General features: G+C 38.0%; 16 protein-coding genes, 1 tRNA gene, 2 pseudogenes and 1 riboswitch. Of the genes and pseudogenes, 11 read left to right on the top strand and 8 right to left on the bottom strand.

Annotated features, from left to right (window positions below; translation table 11 throughout):
* Window positions 1-42: 42 nt before the first annotated feature.
* Window positions 43-1,446, top strand: a complete 1,404-nt coding sequence (locus ACYZ0U_RS11300) for an undecaprenyl-phosphate glucose phosphotransferase (RefSeq protein ID WP_461452267.1) — start codon at window positions 43-45, stop codon at window positions 1,444-1,446.
* A gap of 114 nt (window positions 1,447-1,560) precedes the next feature.
* Window positions 1,561-1,642 (top strand) — tRNA-Leu (locus tag ACYZ0U_RS11295).
* Window positions 1,643-1,690: 48 nt separating this feature from the next.
* Here ACYZ0U_RS11295 and ACYZ0U_RS11290 read toward each other — a convergent pair.
* Window positions 1,691-2,425 carry an NUDIX hydrolase gene (locus ACYZ0U_RS11290; protein ID WP_461452265.1) on the bottom strand — a complete coding sequence of 245 codons (735 nt, stop codon included), beginning with the start codon at window positions 2,423-2,425 and terminating at the stop codon, window positions 1,691-1,693.
* Window positions 2,426-2,480: 55 nt separating this feature from the next.
* Window positions 2,481-2,834, bottom strand: coding sequence for a winged helix-turn-helix domain-containing protein (locus ACYZ0U_RS11285; protein ID WP_461452264.1), 354 nt, complete (start codon window positions 2,832-2,834; stop codon window positions 2,481-2,483).
* A 161-nt stretch (window positions 2,835-2,995) separates the two neighbouring features.
* Between ACYZ0U_RS11285 and ACYZ0U_RS11280 the strand changes: the two genes are divergently transcribed.
* On the top strand, window positions 2,996-3,616 hold the full coding sequence (locus ACYZ0U_RS11280) for a hypothetical protein (RefSeq protein ID WP_461452262.1): 621 nt from the start codon (window positions 2,996-2,998) through the stop codon (window positions 3,614-3,616).
* Window positions 3,617-3,658: 42 nt separating this feature from the next.
* On the opposite strand, the gene ACYZ0U_RS11275 is transcribed toward ACYZ0U_RS11280, so the two are convergent.
* The 6 genes from ACYZ0U_RS11275 to ACYZ0U_RS11250 all read right to left on the bottom strand — a co-directional run bounded on the left by ACYZ0U_RS11275 (window position 3,659) and on the right by ACYZ0U_RS11250 (window position 7,914).
* Complete coding sequence (locus ACYZ0U_RS11275; RefSeq protein ID WP_461452260.1) at window positions 3,659-4,462, bottom strand: helix-turn-helix domain-containing protein; 804 nt, start codon at window positions 4,460-4,462, stop codon at window positions 3,659-3,661.
* Window positions 4,463-4,485: 23 nt separating this feature from the next.
* Window positions 4,486-5,298 carry an oxidoreductase gene (locus ACYZ0U_RS11270; protein ID WP_461452258.1) on the bottom strand — a complete coding sequence of 271 codons (813 nt, stop codon included), beginning with the start codon at window positions 5,296-5,298 and terminating at the stop codon, window positions 4,486-4,488.
* Between the two features lie 156 nt (window positions 5,299-5,454).
* Window positions 5,455-5,871: an ester cyclase gene (locus ACYZ0U_RS11265; RefSeq protein ID WP_461452256.1), complete on the bottom strand. Its 417-nt coding sequence runs from the start codon at window positions 5,869-5,871 to the stop codon at window positions 5,455-5,457.
* Between the two features lie 84 nt (window positions 5,872-5,955).
* A complete protein-coding gene (locus ACYZ0U_RS11260) occupies window positions 5,956-6,339 on the bottom strand; it encodes a DUF3037 domain-containing protein (RefSeq protein ID WP_461452254.1) in 384 nt (127 codons plus the stop codon).
* Window positions 6,317-7,096, bottom strand: a complete 780-nt coding sequence (locus tag ACYZ0U_RS11255; RefSeq protein ID WP_461452252.1) for a HipA family kinase — start codon at window positions 7,094-7,096, stop codon at window positions 6,317-6,319. Before ACYZ0U_RS11255 ends, ACYZ0U_RS11260 begins: the two co-directional genes overlap by 23 nt.
* 53 nt (window positions 7,097-7,149) lie before the next feature.
* On the bottom strand, window positions 7,150-7,914 hold the full coding sequence (locus ACYZ0U_RS11250; RefSeq protein WP_461452251.1) for a hypothetical protein: 765 nt from the start codon (window positions 7,912-7,914) through the stop codon (window positions 7,150-7,152).
* 166 nt (window positions 7,915-8,080) lie between these two features.
* Between ACYZ0U_RS11250 and ACYZ0U_RS11245 the strand changes: the two genes are divergently transcribed.
* The 8 genes and pseudogenes from ACYZ0U_RS11245 to ACYZ0U_RS11210 all read left to right on the top strand — a co-directional run bounded on the left by ACYZ0U_RS11245 (window position 8,081) and on the right by ACYZ0U_RS11210 (window position 16,274).
* Window positions 8,081-8,668: an MFS transporter gene (locus tag ACYZ0U_RS11245; RefSeq protein WP_461452249.1), complete on the top strand. Its 588-nt coding sequence runs from the start codon at window positions 8,081-8,083 to the stop codon at window positions 8,666-8,668.
* A complete protein-coding gene (locus tag ACYZ0U_RS11240; protein WP_461452248.1) occupies window positions 8,628-9,440 on the top strand; it encodes an MFS transporter in 813 nt (270 codons plus the stop codon). Before ACYZ0U_RS11245 ends, ACYZ0U_RS11240 begins: the two co-directional genes overlap by 41 nt.
* Before the next feature lie 68 nt (window positions 9,441-9,508).
* Window positions 9,509-10,216 (top strand): annotated as a pseudogene (locus ACYZ0U_RS11235) ((Fe-S)-binding protein); the annotation flags it as partial.
* A 404-nt stretch (window positions 10,217-10,620) separates the two neighbouring features.
* Complete coding sequence (gene thrS / locus ACYZ0U_RS11230; RefSeq protein ID WP_461452246.1) at window positions 10,621-12,546, top strand: threonine--tRNA ligase; 1,926 nt, start codon at window positions 10,621-10,623, stop codon at window positions 12,544-12,546.
* A 1-nt stretch (window position 12,547) separates the two neighbouring features.
* Window positions 12,548-13,115: pseudogene (infC, locus tag ACYZ0U_RS11225) on the top strand (translation initiation factor IF-3).
* A 115-nt stretch (window positions 13,116-13,230) separates the two neighbouring features.
* On the top strand, window positions 13,231-13,431 hold the full coding sequence (gene rpmI, locus ACYZ0U_RS11220) for a 50S ribosomal protein L35 (RefSeq protein ID WP_214070640.1): 201 nt from the start codon (window positions 13,231-13,233) through the stop codon (window positions 13,429-13,431).
* Window positions 13,432-13,506: 75 nt separating this feature from the next.
* Entirely contained in the window at window positions 13,507-13,851 is a 345-nt protein-coding gene (rplT, locus tag ACYZ0U_RS11215) for a 50S ribosomal protein L20 (protein ID WP_461452244.1), read from the top strand.
* Between the two features lie 96 nt (window positions 13,852-13,947).
* Window positions 13,948-14,147, top strand: a riboswitch (cobalamin riboswitch).
* A gap of 90 nt (window positions 14,148-14,237) precedes the next feature.
* Window positions 14,238-16,274: a TonB-dependent receptor gene (locus ACYZ0U_RS11210; protein WP_461452242.1), complete on the top strand. Its 2,037-nt coding sequence runs from the start codon at window positions 14,238-14,240 to the stop codon at window positions 16,272-16,274.
* Window positions 16,275-16,284: the final 10 nt, after the last annotated feature.

The following is a 16,284-nucleotide window of genomic DNA, read 5'->3' as shown; positions in this document are numbered from 1 at the left end:
AATGCCTGGTATAAATATTCTACTACTAAAAGGAGGAAGGGTATGATCCATAGGTATGCCACATTTATTAAGGCCGTTAATCTTACTACTGATTATTTAATATTAAATATCAGTATGGTTATTTCGTACGTTATAATCGACAAGTCATCATTTTTCTGGATAAATAATAAAAATTATCTACCTATTGTACTGGTTTTTAATCTTATTTGGTTATTAGCTGCAAATATTAGCGGGCTTTATGAGCAAGTATTATATAAAGATTCTATAAACACTTACCGGGGTGTAATTAAAACATATTTTATTTTTGTAAGCTTTATATGTTTTACAATAATTATACTCATTGGTACAAAACCCTATTTTGTTACGCGAGAATACCTTTTTTATTCTTTAGCATTGTTTGGATTTCTGCTTGGACTTTGGAAACTTATATTTTTGGGTATACGCAAAACCAACCGAAGATTACTATTTGATACCCGTACAGTAGTAATTGTTGGTGGCGGAAGAATAGGATACGACCTATACAATTTTTTTAACCAGAACGTTGAACGCGGGTACAAACTAGTAGGTTTTTTTGATGATGTGCCCGAGCGTGTTAAAGAAAAAGAACTATACTTAGGCCGTACAGATGATTGTATAGACTTTGTTATAGCCAACAAGGTTGATGAAATTTTTTGTACGCTGCCAAATACCAGTGCGGATACCATCGAAAAATTAATGCTTGATGCAGACAAAAATTTAATACGTTTTAAATTTGTACCTGAATATTACGATTATGCCAAAAAACCTACCTATATACAAAGCTTTGGGCATATCCCTATTATTTCTGTAAGGCCCGAACCATTGGAAAACATGCTGAACAGGTTTATCAAACGTACTTTTGATACCCTGTTTTCAATATTTGTTATCATATTTATATTCAGCTGGTTATTCCCGATTTTTGCAATACTTATAAAACTTCAATCTAAAGGCCCTGTATTTTTTGTACAAATGCGTTCGGGCAGGGATAATAAACCGTTTAAATGTTATAAGTTCAGGAGCATGCGGGTGAATTCAGATTCAGATAAAAAGCAAGCTACAAGGGGTGATTCTCGTATTACACCAATTGGGGCTATAATGCGCCGGACAAGTATTGACGAGCTTCCGCAGTTTTTTAATGTGCTAATGGGAAATATGTCGGTAGTGGGGCCACGCCCGCACATGATAAGCCATACTGAGCAATACGCGCAGCTTATTGATACTTTTATGGTACGTCACTTCCTTAAACCAGGCATTACCGGCTGGGCCCAAATACGTGGCTTACGCGGCGAAACTAAAAATACCGAAGATATGCTGGCCAGGGTTGAGGCCGATGTTTGGTATTTAGAGAACTGGTCGTTCCTGCTTGATCTTAAAATTGTTTTCTTAACCTTTTTTGGGACCCTCAGAGGCGATGAAAATGCATTTTAACTGCAGTTAATGTTAAATTAATGGGCATAGCTTCAAACAGTTAATACTAAAACACCAAATAAATTTTATAGTTTATCTTTTTAAACTATCTTTGCACCTCAGAAAAATCCTAATGCGGAAGTGGCGTAATTGGTAGCCGCACCAGACTTAGGATCTGGCGCCGCGAGGCGTGGGGGTTCGAGTCCCTTCTTCCGCACTTAATGAGAAAGCCTCTTAAATCAAAGAGGCTTTTCTCATTTTAAATCTACCAATTATAAGTTTTTAATGAAGCTGTATATTTTTCTTCGTCAAACTTATAAAGGTCAGGTGATTTGTGCGCTCCGCCACGACGGATATTATCCAGTTTAATCAATACGCCATACTTCATTATCTTTCTATAAAAATTACCACGGTTGAGTTTCACTCCTAACACAGCTTCATACAATCGTTGTAATTCGGTTAACGTAAATTCTTTCGGGAGTAAATTAAGTCCAATAGGTTTATAAATCAACTGCTCGCGTAATATCTCCAAAGCACGCTCTAATATCAGCGAGTGATCCATCACCAGCTCCGGAATATCTTCGACGTTAACCCAGGTACATATAGCGGAAAAATCATCAGTTAACGGTAAAACCTGAGTATAATCAACCAAAGCATAGTAGCTGGTAGATATAAAACGCTGTTTATGCCACAAGTCATCCGGATAGTCTTTAAAAAATGCCTCAGATCTGTTTACATCACCAAACGTGGCAAACTGTTCCAAAAATATATTTTCAGCGCCCGTACGTTCCTTAAGCACCCTTTTCACAGCGTCGTTTAAATTCTCATCTTTACGAACATATCCACCTGGCAAAAGCCACTGTTTGCCAAAACTGGTTTGCAGTAATAATACTTTTAGCTGTGTATCATGAAAACCGAAGATTACATTGTCTACAGATAAATGCGGTATACATGTGGCCCAAAGTTCTTTACTGCTTTTTAGTATAAGTTCAGATATCATCCACCTGTTTTATTAAGCAACTAAAGTAAGGATTAGGAAATGTAAATAATGTTTTTTACACAAGACAAATATTTTTAAGGAAAATACATTCGCTTTTTAGAAAATCTTTAAACCTGTTTTGTAATTGGTGAAACTCCTTAATTACATTTATTCCATCTTCCGTCAAAATTGCATTTCCTCCGCCCTTTCCACCGCGATGAGAGATCACTACAGGATGTTGAAAGTGGCTATTAATATGCCTTGTCAACTCCCAAGCTTGTTTATATGACATTTTCATTTGCAATGCAGCCTGCCTTATAGAACCAGTTTGGTGTATTAGTTCCAATAGTTCGATGCGCCCGTGTCCTAATACTTTTTCATTATTCACTTCTATCCAGATACGACCATTTAGAGTAATTACTGCATCCATAGTATTTAAAATTAATGTTCAAGTTAAATACAATTTAGATAAATCTAAGTCAACTTTTCCTTTTAAATTATTGTAAGGATATGCAAACATGCACGACTAAAATTCGTTATGCTTTTTAAAACATAATGAATTATTTAATTATTTATACCAAAATCTCATTTATGAAAAAAAGTTTATCTCTAAAAATACAAAACTTAATTAATCTATCATCAACTAAAGCCATTTTGCTGCCAGTAATTATTACAACATCCCTTATTACAAATGCGTCTGTTGCTCAAACCGTTACCACTACTACAACCACAACAAAAGATTCCACAACTATTAAGGTTGTAACTACAGAAAAAGCAAAATATCCAAGAACGGTTGGTTATTTAAGTTTTATTTTACCATTAGAAACCTTGCAGGGCGGTAAAACAACCGGCAATTTTGGCTCTGCCACAAGCATTGGCTTTCCTGTGGGCGTAAACGTTTTGTACAGCGATCACTTTGGTTTTAGTTATGAGTTTACACCAACTATTAAATCTACAAACTCAACAAGTAAAACAAGTAATTTGCTATTTGATCCGGGAACTATGTTCCGATTTAATGGCGGTTTTACCATTATTACCCGTTTGGCATTTGAAACTGAAGGCAGGTACGGTTTTACGCCGGTATTTAACCAAATTTATGCCCGAACTAAAGATGTGAATTATTTTGTGGCATTATCGTTACCGAACAGATTTGGCGATAATGAAGCTTATTCTATAGGCTTGAACTTGCAAATAGGCTTTATCTTTAACTAGATAATTACCTGCTAAGTTCGTGAAAAGCTTAGCAGGCAATTATTAAAGTCGCGTAGGTGACACGCCGAAAGTATTTTTAAAGGTGTAAGAAAAATGTGAGAAGTTTTCAAAACCTAGATCAAGGTATATTTCTGATGGCTTTCGCCTTTTATCCTTGATCAAAAAATAGGCTTCGGATAATCGACGCTGTTGCAGCCAATAACTTGGCGATGTTTTAAATATTTTGGTAAAGTCCCTTTTAAAACCAGCGAGGCTTCTACCGGTTAATTTTGCAAATTGAGCTATCGGCACATTATACATGTAGTTTTTGTTCATGTATGTTTCCAGGTCAATTTTCCAGGGCTCGCTAAAGTCAAACAAAAAACTTTTTAAGGCAGGATCATGCTGAAGCAGTAATTGGATTGCCTCCTTAGTTTTCAACTCGCCTAATGCAGATTTTAAATGTTCCGGGCGATCAAAATAAGGTATAAGCGAATCAAAATATCCTTTAATAAAAGGGTCTGGGGATAATAACATCATTGAGATTCCTGTATACCTTTCCGTTTGTTCTATTTTATATTCGATGGCATATTTGCGCAAAAAGCCCTGCTCCAGGAATATATTAAGCGATTTAAATTCGCCATCGGGTGGAGGTATTTTTATAGATTTTAATAATTGATTTCTACGAACCAATCCTATATCGCCTGCACGCATCACTTTAATGCCTTCACTGGTTGCCATGTGTGTCTCGCCTGAAATAATGTAGCCGAAAGCATGTTCCGCTACAAACTGCTCATTGCTGCGTTGTTTCCGGTCAACACAGGAGTAAAGCAAATTATCAAGCTTAATATGGCTGCTATCTTCCATTATCATCAGGCTTCAAATATAATTTATCTTACACGGCTCATCAGCACTTTGTCGAACAATTTATCTGATAATATTTTCCTCAAAAATAATACGGTCGCGGCCATGTAACCGCCACTATATCTTGTTTTAGGATTTTTAGCATAGATAGCTTCCCTAACCAATTTAGTGATCACCGCGGGTTCTGCATTTTGCTTTTCAGTGGTATCCATTGCACTGGCGACCTTGTTTGCCATTACTGCATAAGCTCCCTTGCTTGATGATTTAATCATGGTATTCATCGCAATGCTTATCCATTCAGATTTTACACCACCAGGTTCAATTACCACTACATCGATGCTAAACGGCTTAACTTCATTTCGCAAAGTATCGCTTAATGCCTCTAACGCAAATTTGCTGGCATGGTACCATCCGCCTAATGGTAATGCAATCTTCCCGCCGATGGAAGTTATGTTAATTATTTTACCATAACTATGCTTACGCATATGCGGCAATACCAATTGTATCAAACGGGCTGCACCGAATACATTCACCTCAAGCTGGTAACGCGCATCAGTAATTGGTACGTCCTCTATTGCACCATACGAGCCAAAACCTGCGTTATTGATTAGTATATCAATCCGTCCTTCTGCTTTAATAATTAAATTGATGCCATTAACCATTGATTGTTCGTTAGTAACATCCATTTCTAAAACCTTAACACCAAGGCTTTTGATATCCTCCATTTTATCTAGCCTGCGGGCAGCGCCATAAACTATGTTGCCATCCTTTAAAAGCTCTTGAGCAAAGTCTTTACCCATCCCGGCTGAGGCGCCGGTAACCAATATTACGTTTTTCATTTTTTCTTTTATTTGAATGATACAAATGTCGGGATGAGTGAAAAATATATTTTTGGCGTAAAGCTCAAATCTATTTTGGTGGAAGGCTCAATAAAAAACCGCAAGACAATTAATTGTAGTGCGGTTTATATTATTAAACAGAGATCTGTTATACGATTATGCCTCTATTCCGGCACCTATTTGTTTCAGAATTCCCAACTCATCTGAACTTCCCCAGCGCTCAATCATTTTGCCATTTTTAAACTTACTTATTTGTAAGCCACGGGCTTTTATTTTTTTGCCCGTCGCCGGGATGCCGTTAAAATTTCCTTTGTGAGTGCCAGTTAAGGTATAAGCAAATGCAACATTATCTTCATCGGCTACTAACTGATCCACTTCAATTTTCATATCAGGAAAAGCAATATGTAATGTCGTAAAGAAATCGATATAGCCCTGTGCACCCTTAGCTTGTCCGGGAGCCGGATCATTTTCTATAACATCTTCCGATACGAGATCTTTTAAATTTTCCAGCTTGCCACTGTTTATGGCCTCACCAAACTTTTTTTGTGCTTCAATATTTACTTGCTTGCTCATGGTAGTTAGTTGTTTCTAATAAACTATCAAAGGCAGTGCCGCTAATTGTACTAAAGCATCAAAATATTAAAACTTAAGCGAATATTAAAGGACTAACTCACTAAAAAGCCGGTTAACTGTTTCCTCTGCATTTACACATAAGCCAGGGTGTACTTTTGATGTTTGTAATACGGTACTCCGTGTAGCCGTTAACCAACGGAAGCGGGAGGGGATATCCAACTTAGCTATCGGTCCACCATTAACATCGCCTGAACAAATGCGCTCAAAAGAATACAAATGCTCCTTTAATTCGTCCATGTTTAGATATTCAGAAAATGCTTGCAAACGATGCTCATCCAAAATATATAGCATTTTCAAATATTTTTGCTTGGCACAATACAGGATGATCCCGATATTCAAAAACTCTTCGCGTTCAACCCTGGGCATCACGCGGATCACAGCATACTCAAATAATGTTCTCTGTTGCATGTTGTGCTTCCTTTATAAAAATATCAGAATTGGCAATTCTCATCGTCAAAAACTGTTTATAAGCCGCCCTATGTTCTTCCTGGGTGTCAAATTCGCCTGTTAACCATTCATCCGGTATAAGATCAACTATTGAATTGATAAGTTCATCAGTTAAAATGGCTTTGAATTCGTCATCAACTGATTCCAATTCAGTGGCATGTGGTAATAATACATGGTCTTTTATTTGTATAAATGGCTTTTTAGCTTGTTCTAACCAATTATACCAGGAATGGTGAAAATATAGCGCAGCACCATGGTCAATCAACCATAACTCCTTATGCCATACCAGCATATTAGTATTACGCGGGGTGCGGTCAACATTCATGAGTAAACAATCCAGCCAAACAATTTGCGAGGCTAATTTGGCATCAACTTTAGTAACGTTGGCATCAAAAGTAATAGCGCCCTGAAGGTAATGCAGCGCAAGATTTAACCCAACGCTTGCCTTTAAAAGATCTTGGATTTCTTCGTCAGGTTCAGTTCGGCCAAAAGCTTCATCAAGATTAGCGAAAACAACTTCCGGTACCTTAAAACCAAGTTTGCGCGCAATTTCGCAACCGATCAGCTCAGCGATTAAAGCCTTTATACCCTGACCAGCACCACTAAATTTAAGTACATATAAAAACCCGTCATCAGCCTCGGCAATGGCAGGCAATGAGCCCCCTTCGCGTAGTGGTGTTACATAACGGGTTACATTAACAGTTCTTAGCTCTTGCATATATCAGAGCCAAAAATGCATTTTTTTATGCAGATTATTAATTCAGACAGATTTTATTGCTTTTGAACTTCGTAGCCTAAGCCAATATTAAAGGAAACAAAAATTGCGCTTTGTTTACGATTCGGTCCATCCTGTAAACTATAGTTATCACCAACTCTCCAGTCACCTTGCGCGGCATTAATATAATATCCTGCTCTTAAACCTATAGGAATATTTCGTTGTACCGTAAAACATCCCATATTTTTCGGTTTAACTTTTATCAGGTAATCCATACCGGCTCCTAACTCTATACCAAAGTTTGGCTGGTAAAAGGTTTTGCTTGATGTACTATTTAGTATTTCCGAAGAAAAGTCATCGGTGCTTTTTAAGCGTGTATTATCCTGTATATTTAATACTGCCGCCGAAAAGTTTAAGCCAACAAAAGGGAACAATCTTAAATTTGGATCTTCTGAGAAATTATACCCGGCACGTGTGTAAAGCTGGTATTGATTATATTGAGCTTTGAAATCTCCATCGTTAGCAGTTGTAATGGGCGTAAAGCCTATACCGTCCTCAAATAACCAGCGCCCGTGAATATGGCTCATGGATGCATTGATCCAGACGTCATTGGCGCCGAGTGATTGAATACCATTGTTATTTAATATTTGATTTAACTGACCTAAATGTGACGGTCGATAAGTAACCTGTATCTGTGCAGCGCCTGCCAGCTGATGATGGAACCAGCCCGCTGTTTTTACTGTATCTGTTGTTTGCGCCCTTACTTTCGATACACCAAGGATTGCGATTGCTATAAATAAAGCATGTATTATTTTTTTCATATTAGCGTTATTTTGGACTATTTATTATTGGAATAGGACAATTATATACTAAATTTTGTTTTAGATAAATTTATCTTTCTTACAACGTCAGTTTGTATGCCCTCATCTCTTAATATTTTCTGGTCATCCTTTGTAAGTACTATATTTTATATATTTTTAACCCATAATGGAAATCGTAAAAGACAATAAAAAAACCATCTGGGCATGGTGCATGTTCGATTGGGCAAATCAATCATACAATATGGTGATTACAACAACCATATTCCCGTTTTATTACGTGTATTACACCACATGGCACAACCCTAACGGGGATGTTGTTACTTTTTTTGGGCATAAGTTCGTTAATACTGTATTGTCAAATTTTGTATTGGGAATCGCTTATCTGATTATTGTGCTCATGCTGCCAATACTTACCTCAATTGCTGATTATAAAGGTAATAAGCGAGCATATCTGCAATTTTTTACCTGGCTTGGCGCATTATCATGTGCAGGGTTATTCTTTTTTAAACCGGTTGAGCATGGAATACCATCGCTTGAAATGCCATTAATATTTTTTGCACTTGCCTGTATAGGTTATTGCGGCGGATTTGTTTTTTATAATTCCTATTTACCGCAAATTGCGTCAGAAGCTAAACAAGATAATGTGAGTGCCAAGGGATTTATATATGGCTATGTAGGCAGCCTTGTTGTTCAAATGTTGTTGTTTGGCTATTGTGGAGAAACCCGAATGGTTTGGTATCGACCCGAAAAATGATTCTTTGCCTGCACGTATCACATTTATTATCGTATTTGTTTGGTGGATGGGTTTTTCTATTATTCCATTCAGGTTATTACCTAAAGGCGAACCCAACCCTGGTAAACATAATTACAACGTATTAACAGGCGGTTTTAAAGAGTTAATAAAAGTTTTCCAAAAAGTACGAACGATGCCTTTGCTTCGTCGTTTTCTGTCATCGTTCTTTTTTTACTCTGTAGGTGTGCAAACAATTATGTTGGTAGCAGCTCAGTTTGCTTCAAAAGAATTGCATATGCCTGATGACACATTGATCATCATAATTTTAATTATCTATGTGGTAGGAGTTGTAGGTGCTGCAGGTATTTCCAAACTATCAGAAAAGTATGGTAATGTGCGTACGTTGGTTTGGGTAGTGGGTGTTTGGACGATATTATGCCTTTCCGTTTATTTTATAACCAGCATTCCTGAGTTTTTTGTTGCTGCGGTAATAGTAGGCGCGGTGATGGGAGGGGTGCAAGCTATCTCCAGGTCAACTTATTCAAAATATCTACCGAAAAATATTACCGACACGGCTTCATATTTCAGTTTTTATGACGTTACAGAAAAAAGCGCAATTGTAGTGGGACTGCTTTGTTTTTCTCTCGTCGAAGCTATCAGCCATGAAATGCGTATTGCTGCGCTTACGCTTGATCTGTTCTTCCTGGTAGGTTTTGGATTATTGATCTCATTATTTTTTGCAGAAAAGAAATTTAAGAATTTGCCAACTGCACCGCAAGCTGAATTAGTTTAGATTAGGCAAATTTAGTTAATAGCCACAATGTTAGCTATTGACTAAACTTTTCCCCAAATTAGCAGCCGATGAATGTAGAATTATTTGTGCCATGTTTTGTTGAGCAGCTTTATCCTGATACAGCTTTCAATACTGTAAAGTTGTTGGAAAAAGCAGGCTGCAGTGTGAATTATAATGCACAGCAAACATGTTGCGGTCAGCCGGCATTCAACGCCGGTTTTTGGGATGATGCAAAAACTGTAGGGAGCAAATTCCTAAACGATTTTCCGGAGGATAGTGTAATTGTCACTCCTTCAGCATCATGTACAGGAATGGTGAAAAATTATTATAGCGACCTGTTCACCAATACCGTTCTGCATAATAAATGCCGGGCTATACAAGGCAATATTTATGAGTTATCGGATTTCCTGGTGAATATTCTTCAATTCGATTATTTCGGAGCTGAGTTGGATGGTCGTGTGGTTTACCACGATAGTTGCAGCGGCTTAAGAGAATGCAAAATCAAAGAAGAACCGAGACAATTATTGTCAAAAGTTATTGGTCTTGAATTAGTTGACTTGAAAGATAATGACACTTGCTGTGGTTTTGGTGGAACCTTTGCTGTGAAATTCGAAGCTATCTCAACTGCCATGGCACAGCAGAAAGTGGATAATGCCTTAGACGCAGGAGCGGAATATATTATTAGTACAGATGCTTCGTGCCTGTTACAATTACAGGGTTATATTGATAAAAATGAACTACCTATAAAAACCATGCATTTAGCTGATGTATTGGCGCTATGGGTGGGGGAAATGTATAATTGCGGCAGTAATATTGCTGTAATGCCATCATGCATCCTTACCAAAGCACCAACCACGATACCGGTGTTATCGCTTATCAAAACGGGGCGGATCATATTGCTGTTCAGTTTAAAGATGGTACCGTATATTTATATACAAACAAAAGCGCAGGCCGAAATTCCATCAGCCAAATGAAGAAACTTGCCGAAGCAGGAGCGGGGCTCACTACTTATATCAATCAGCACGTAAAAGACCGCTACGAGGCTAAAATCAAATAAATTAGTGATTTGGCTGACGAATAATTCGGTAAATAATCATAAATTCGCATCCATAAATAACAGATCACTTTGTAGGTGATTTAATAAATTACATCTTTTATAAAACATAAATCATAGTTGTAGATGATTAAAATTACACTTCCTGATGGCTCTGTTCGTGAATACGACAAAGGCATCAATTCCGCACAAATTGCCCTTTCGATATCTGAGGGTTTAGCACGTAACGTATTAGCAGCCGAGGTTGACGGCCAGGTTTGGGACGCGAGTCGCCCGATTGAGCATGATGCTCACGTTAAATTATTAACCTGGAATGACACCGCCGGTAAATCTACTTTCTGGCATTCATCGGCACATATTATGGCCGAGGCTTTGGAAGCGCTTTATCCCGGCACTAAATTCGGCATAGGCCCTGCCATTGAAACCGGTTTTTATTATGATGTAGATTTCGGCGACCGTGAATTCTCTTCGGATGAATTCAAAAAGATCGAAGACAAGATCATTGAGTTAGCTAAAGCCAAAGAAGAATTTATCCGCAAGCCGGTTACCAAAGCCGACGCGATTGAATATTTTACTGATAAAGATGACGAGTATAAGCTCGACTTAATAAAAGACCTGCCTGATGGCTCGATCACGTTCTACTCACAGGGTAATTTTACTGATCTGTGCCGTGGGCCTCATATCCCGAACACAGGGTTCATTAAAGCGGTAAAGCTAATGAGCGTTGCAGGCGCATACTGGCGTGGCGACGAAAGCCGTAAGCAGTTAACGCGTATTTACGGTGTAACTTTCCCTAAGGCAAGCGAACTGACTGACTATCTGCATATGATAGAGGAAGCTAAAAAACGCGACCACCGTAAATTAGGTAAGGAACTGGAGTTATTCGCTTTCTCTGAAAAAGTAGGTATGGGCTTACCATTGTGGTTACCTAAAGGAACTGCTTTGCGCCAGCGTTTATCAAATTTTTTGGAAAAAGCGCAGGTTAAGGCAGGATATGAACAGGTAATTACGCCGCATATCGGTCATAAAAACCTGTATGTAACTTCGGGCCACTACGAAAAATATGGGGCTGATTCATTTCAACCTATAAAAACACCTCAGGAAGGTGAGGAGTTTTTCTTAAAACCGATGAATTGCCCGCATCACTGCGAAATATACAAGACCAAGCCACGCTCCTACAAGGACCTTCCTGTTCGTTTGGCAGAGTTTGGTACCGTATACCGTTATGAACAAAGCGGCGAACTGCATGGTTTAACCCGTGTTCGTGGGTTTACTCAGGATGATGCGCACTTGTTCTGTCGTCCGGATCAGGTAAAAGAGGAATTTAAAAAGGTGATCGACCTGGTGCTTTATGTATTTAAAGCTTTGGGGTTTGATAATTATACTGCACAAATTTCACTACGTGACCCTGAAAATAAAGCCAAATACATCGGTACAGATGAAAATTGGGCTTTGGCAGAGAATGCGATCATTGAGGCAGCTGAAGAAAAAGGTTTGAACACCGTGGTAGAATTAGGCGAAGCGGCTTTTTATGGCCCTAAGCTTGATTTTATGGTGAAGGACGCCTTAGGCCGTAAATGGCAGTTAGGAACAATCCAGGTTGACTATAACTTGCCTGAGCGTTTTGAATTAGAGTACACTGGTAGCGACAATCAAAAGCACCGCCCGGTAATGATTCACCGTGCGCCATTTGGTTCACTAGAGCGTTTTGTGGCTGTGCTTATCGAGCATTGCGCAGGCAATTTTCCGCTGTGGTTATCGCCTGAGCAGTTTGTGATCCTGCCTATCTCTGAAAAATATGAAGATTATGCAAAAAAACTTTCAGAATCGTTAAAAGATTCAGATATTTGCGGGCTTATTGATTTCAGGGACGAAAAAATCGGTAGAAAGATACGTGACGCTGAAGTTAAAAAGATCCCATATATGCTGATTGTAGGCGAAAAAGAAGCTTCCGAAGGGTTAGTTTCGGTTCGTAAACATGGTCAGGGAGATTTGGGAAGTATGAGCATAGAAGATTTTAAACAACAAATAATTAAAGAAATAACAGTATAACTTGGCATTAAACAAACCTTTCAATAGAGGACCAAGGCTTCCTTTCAAGAAGAAAGAAGCTGAACACAACATTAATCAATTTATAAAGGCTCCTGAAGTTCGTCTTGTTGGCGATAATGTGGAGCAGGGTATTTTTTCGCTGCGTGATGCATTAGCTATAGCTCAGGAACAGGAATTAGACCTGGTAGAGATTTCCCCTAATGCTGTTCCTCCTGTTTGTAAAGTAACAGACTATAACAAGTTTGTTTACGAACAAAAGAAGAAGCTAAAAGAAATTAAAAGCAATGCCAAACAAACCGTTATTAAAGAAATAAGGTTTGGACCCAATACTGATGACCATGACTTTGAATTTAAATTAAAGCATGCTCAAAAGTTTTTGGAGTCGGGCGAAAAGGTAAGGGCTTACGTACACTTTAAAGGCCGTGCAATTGTATATAAAGAACAAGGTGAGATATTATTGCTGCGTTTTGCACAGGCTTTGGAAGAAGTAGGCAAGGTTGAGCAATTGCCAAAGCTTGAAGGAAAACGGATGTTTTTAAACCGTTGCCCCGAAAGCTGCTAAAAAATAGAGATTTGAGAGTAGAGGCTTGAGATTAGGTTAGATCCGAAATTGAATAGTCAAAATTCGAATTAAAGATAATACGTTGGGAAAACGTAGATATTAACATAAATAAATAACGGATTATGCCAAAAATGAAAACCAATTCCAGTGCAAAAAAGCGTTTTAAGCTTACTGGAACCGGTAAAATTGCAAGAAAGAACGCATACAAAAGCCACATTTTAACCAAGATGTCGACTAAACGCAAGCGTAACCTTACTCACACCAGCTTAGTTTCTGATGCTGATATGGGTAATGTAAAACGTATGCTTTGTATCGGGAAGTAATTAAACAAATTTTTTAACCAGGTATTAGAGTATTAAAGTCCTTAAAAAGGCACTCACTACCAAAAACAACAAAACATGCCACGTTCAGTTAACGCAGTCGCGTCGAGAAGACGCCGAAAAAAAATCATGAACCTCGCCAAAGGTTATTGGGGTTCAAGAAGCAAGGTTTATACCGTTGCTAAAAACACAGTAGAAAAAGGTTTACAGTATGCTTACCGTGACCGTAAGACCAAGAAAAGAGAATTCAGGGCTTTATGGATCCAACGTATCAACGCAGGTGCACGTCAGCATGGAATTTCTTACTCACAATTAATGGGTAAGTTAACCAAAAGCGAAATCGGTTTAAACCGTAAGGTATTAGCTGATTTAGCAATGAACCACCCGGATGCTTTTAAAGCAGTTGTTGACGCTGTAAAATAAGTAAAGCATAACAATATTTAAAAAGGCTTGCATTATGCAAGCCTTTTTTGTTTTAAGAATATCCGAACTAATACCTAACCTCTTGCCGTTAAATCACTATATTTGCATCGCTTTAGGTTTCCCTGTAAATTTATTACAAGGAATTAAAAGGGAATATGGTGTAATTCCATAACTGTCCCGCAGCTGTAAGCTCCATAACCATAGTTCATTTCAAATAGTCACTTTTTCATTATGGAAAGGGAAGACTGAACGAAAGGGGAGTAAGTCAGAAGACCTGCCAAGGCGCTATAATTATTCACAGCTTTCGGGGATTGGAGCTTGAATGTAGATACTCATCAAAAGGTGTTTCCATTTCGTATTTCCCGCTATGCTGTAAAATTAAACAGATGCAAAAAAGCGCAGCATATTCTTATTTGTTATTATGGCGAAAGCCTGCTTGTTTGTTTTTGCTTGCAATTACCAGTACTATCCCTTTAAAATTACTTGCACAAACCGATACCACAAAAAAGCTGAATGAGGTAAAGGTCGTGTCATCCGTAACAGGCAATATACAGAACATAACATCCGCTCAATCCATCTCATCAAATGATTTTATTCGTTACAATGCTTTTAATGTAGCTGATGTCATCCGGGATTTTTCGGGTGTAATTATTAAGGATTATGGTGGTATAGGAGGATTAAAAACGGTGTCTGTTAGAGGGTTGAGCGCAAATCATACAGCAATTTTGTACGATGGTGTCGCTCTTGAAGATGCTGAAACCGGGCAAATTGATCTAAGCCAGATCAACCTCACTAATATTCAAAAAATAGTGTTGTATAATGCGCAACCGCCTGACATATGCATGCCTGCACAGGCATTTGCGTCGGCAAGTGTAATTGCAATTACAACAGTTAAGCCAAGATTAACTGAATTAAAATCTTACTTAATTACGGCCGGATTAAAAACAGGATCTTTCGGATTAGTAAATCCTTATTTACAATGGCAGCAACGCATCAACAAAAATTGGTCGTTTATTGTAAATGGCTATACTGAAAATGCTAATGGGCAATATAAATTTAAAGGCGCTACCAATTATCCAGATTCAACACTGATTCGCAGGAATTCTGATATCGCCGCGCAACAATTTGATGGTGCATTATATTGGGCTAAAAATGACAGCAATAAATTCAACCTGCACATTAATTATTATAATTCTGATAGAGGATTGCCGGGTGCTGTCATTTATAACGCAACCCCATCAAACCAACGTTTGTGGAACCAAGACTTTTTTGCACAAGCGGGTTATGAGAGGATATGGAATAATGGATTTGAGTTATTGCTGAATGCTAAAGCATCCCGGTCATATCTCCGTTATTTAAATCCACAGTTTGATAATATAGAAGGCAGCGTCGACCAGCATTTTACGCAGCGCGAATTATATCAATCCGTCGCGCTGGCTTATCATATTTTAAAAACATGGGAGGTATCTTACGCTGTTGATGCTACATTAAATGATTTGAGGATATCGTTTAATTACCCGGACCCAACTTTCCCTAACCCAACAAGGTTTACGTTATTAAACTTGCTGGCAAGCAACCTTGTGTTAGGGAAGTTACGTATTGAAGGTAATATATTGAACACCAACATAACTGAAACTGTGAAAACCGGTCAGGCGGGAGAACCACGTAATATTTACTCGCCGACATTAATAGCTACTTTACTACCTTTTGCAGATCCTGGTCTGCAATTTCGTGCTTTTTATAAAAACATATTCCGCAACCCAACCTTTGATGATCTTTATTACCAGCAGGTTGGCAACCCTAACTTAAAACCGGAAAATACAGATCAATACGACCTGGGGGCAACTTATTTTAAAACATTGACTGGTTTCTTTAAAACTGTATCAGCAACTGCCGACGCTTACTATAATGATGTTACCAACAAAATCGTGTTTTTTCCAAGTAATTTATTCCCCGGATCAATTGTGAATTATGGTAAAGTTGATATTGAAGGCTTAGATTTAGGCTTAAAAACGCAAGCCAAATTATCTGAAAATGCTAAGTGGTTATTGTCGTTAAACTATTCATACCAAAAAGCCCAAAACGTTACCGATCCCACAGCATCAATTTACCTAAATCAGCTACCATATACACCTAAAAATACCGTAGCTTTAAATACAGGAATCGATTATAAATATTTTGGAGTTTACTATAACCAGATTATATCATCATCAAGATATTATACAAATGATAATTTGCCTTATGATTATATTCCAGGCTATTCAGTAAGCGATGCATCAGCCAGTTGCCATTTTTTAAAAGATAATAAGCCTGTTACTGTTTCGTTTGAAGTTAACAACCTATTTAATAATAGCTATTATATTGTCCGAAGCTATCCAATGCCGAGCCGATCGTACAGAATTTCATTACAAATAACCATTTAAATATATCTAT

Origin of the sequence: Mucilaginibacter sp., from assembly GCF_965225845.1 — a bacterium.
In the GTDB taxonomy this organism is placed as follows: Bacteria; Bacteroidota; Bacteroidia; order Sphingobacteriales; family Sphingobacteriaceae; genus Mucilaginibacter.
The sequence above is the reverse complement of the archived record's forward strand: the minus strand, read 5'-3'. Positions and strand labels throughout refer to the sequence as shown.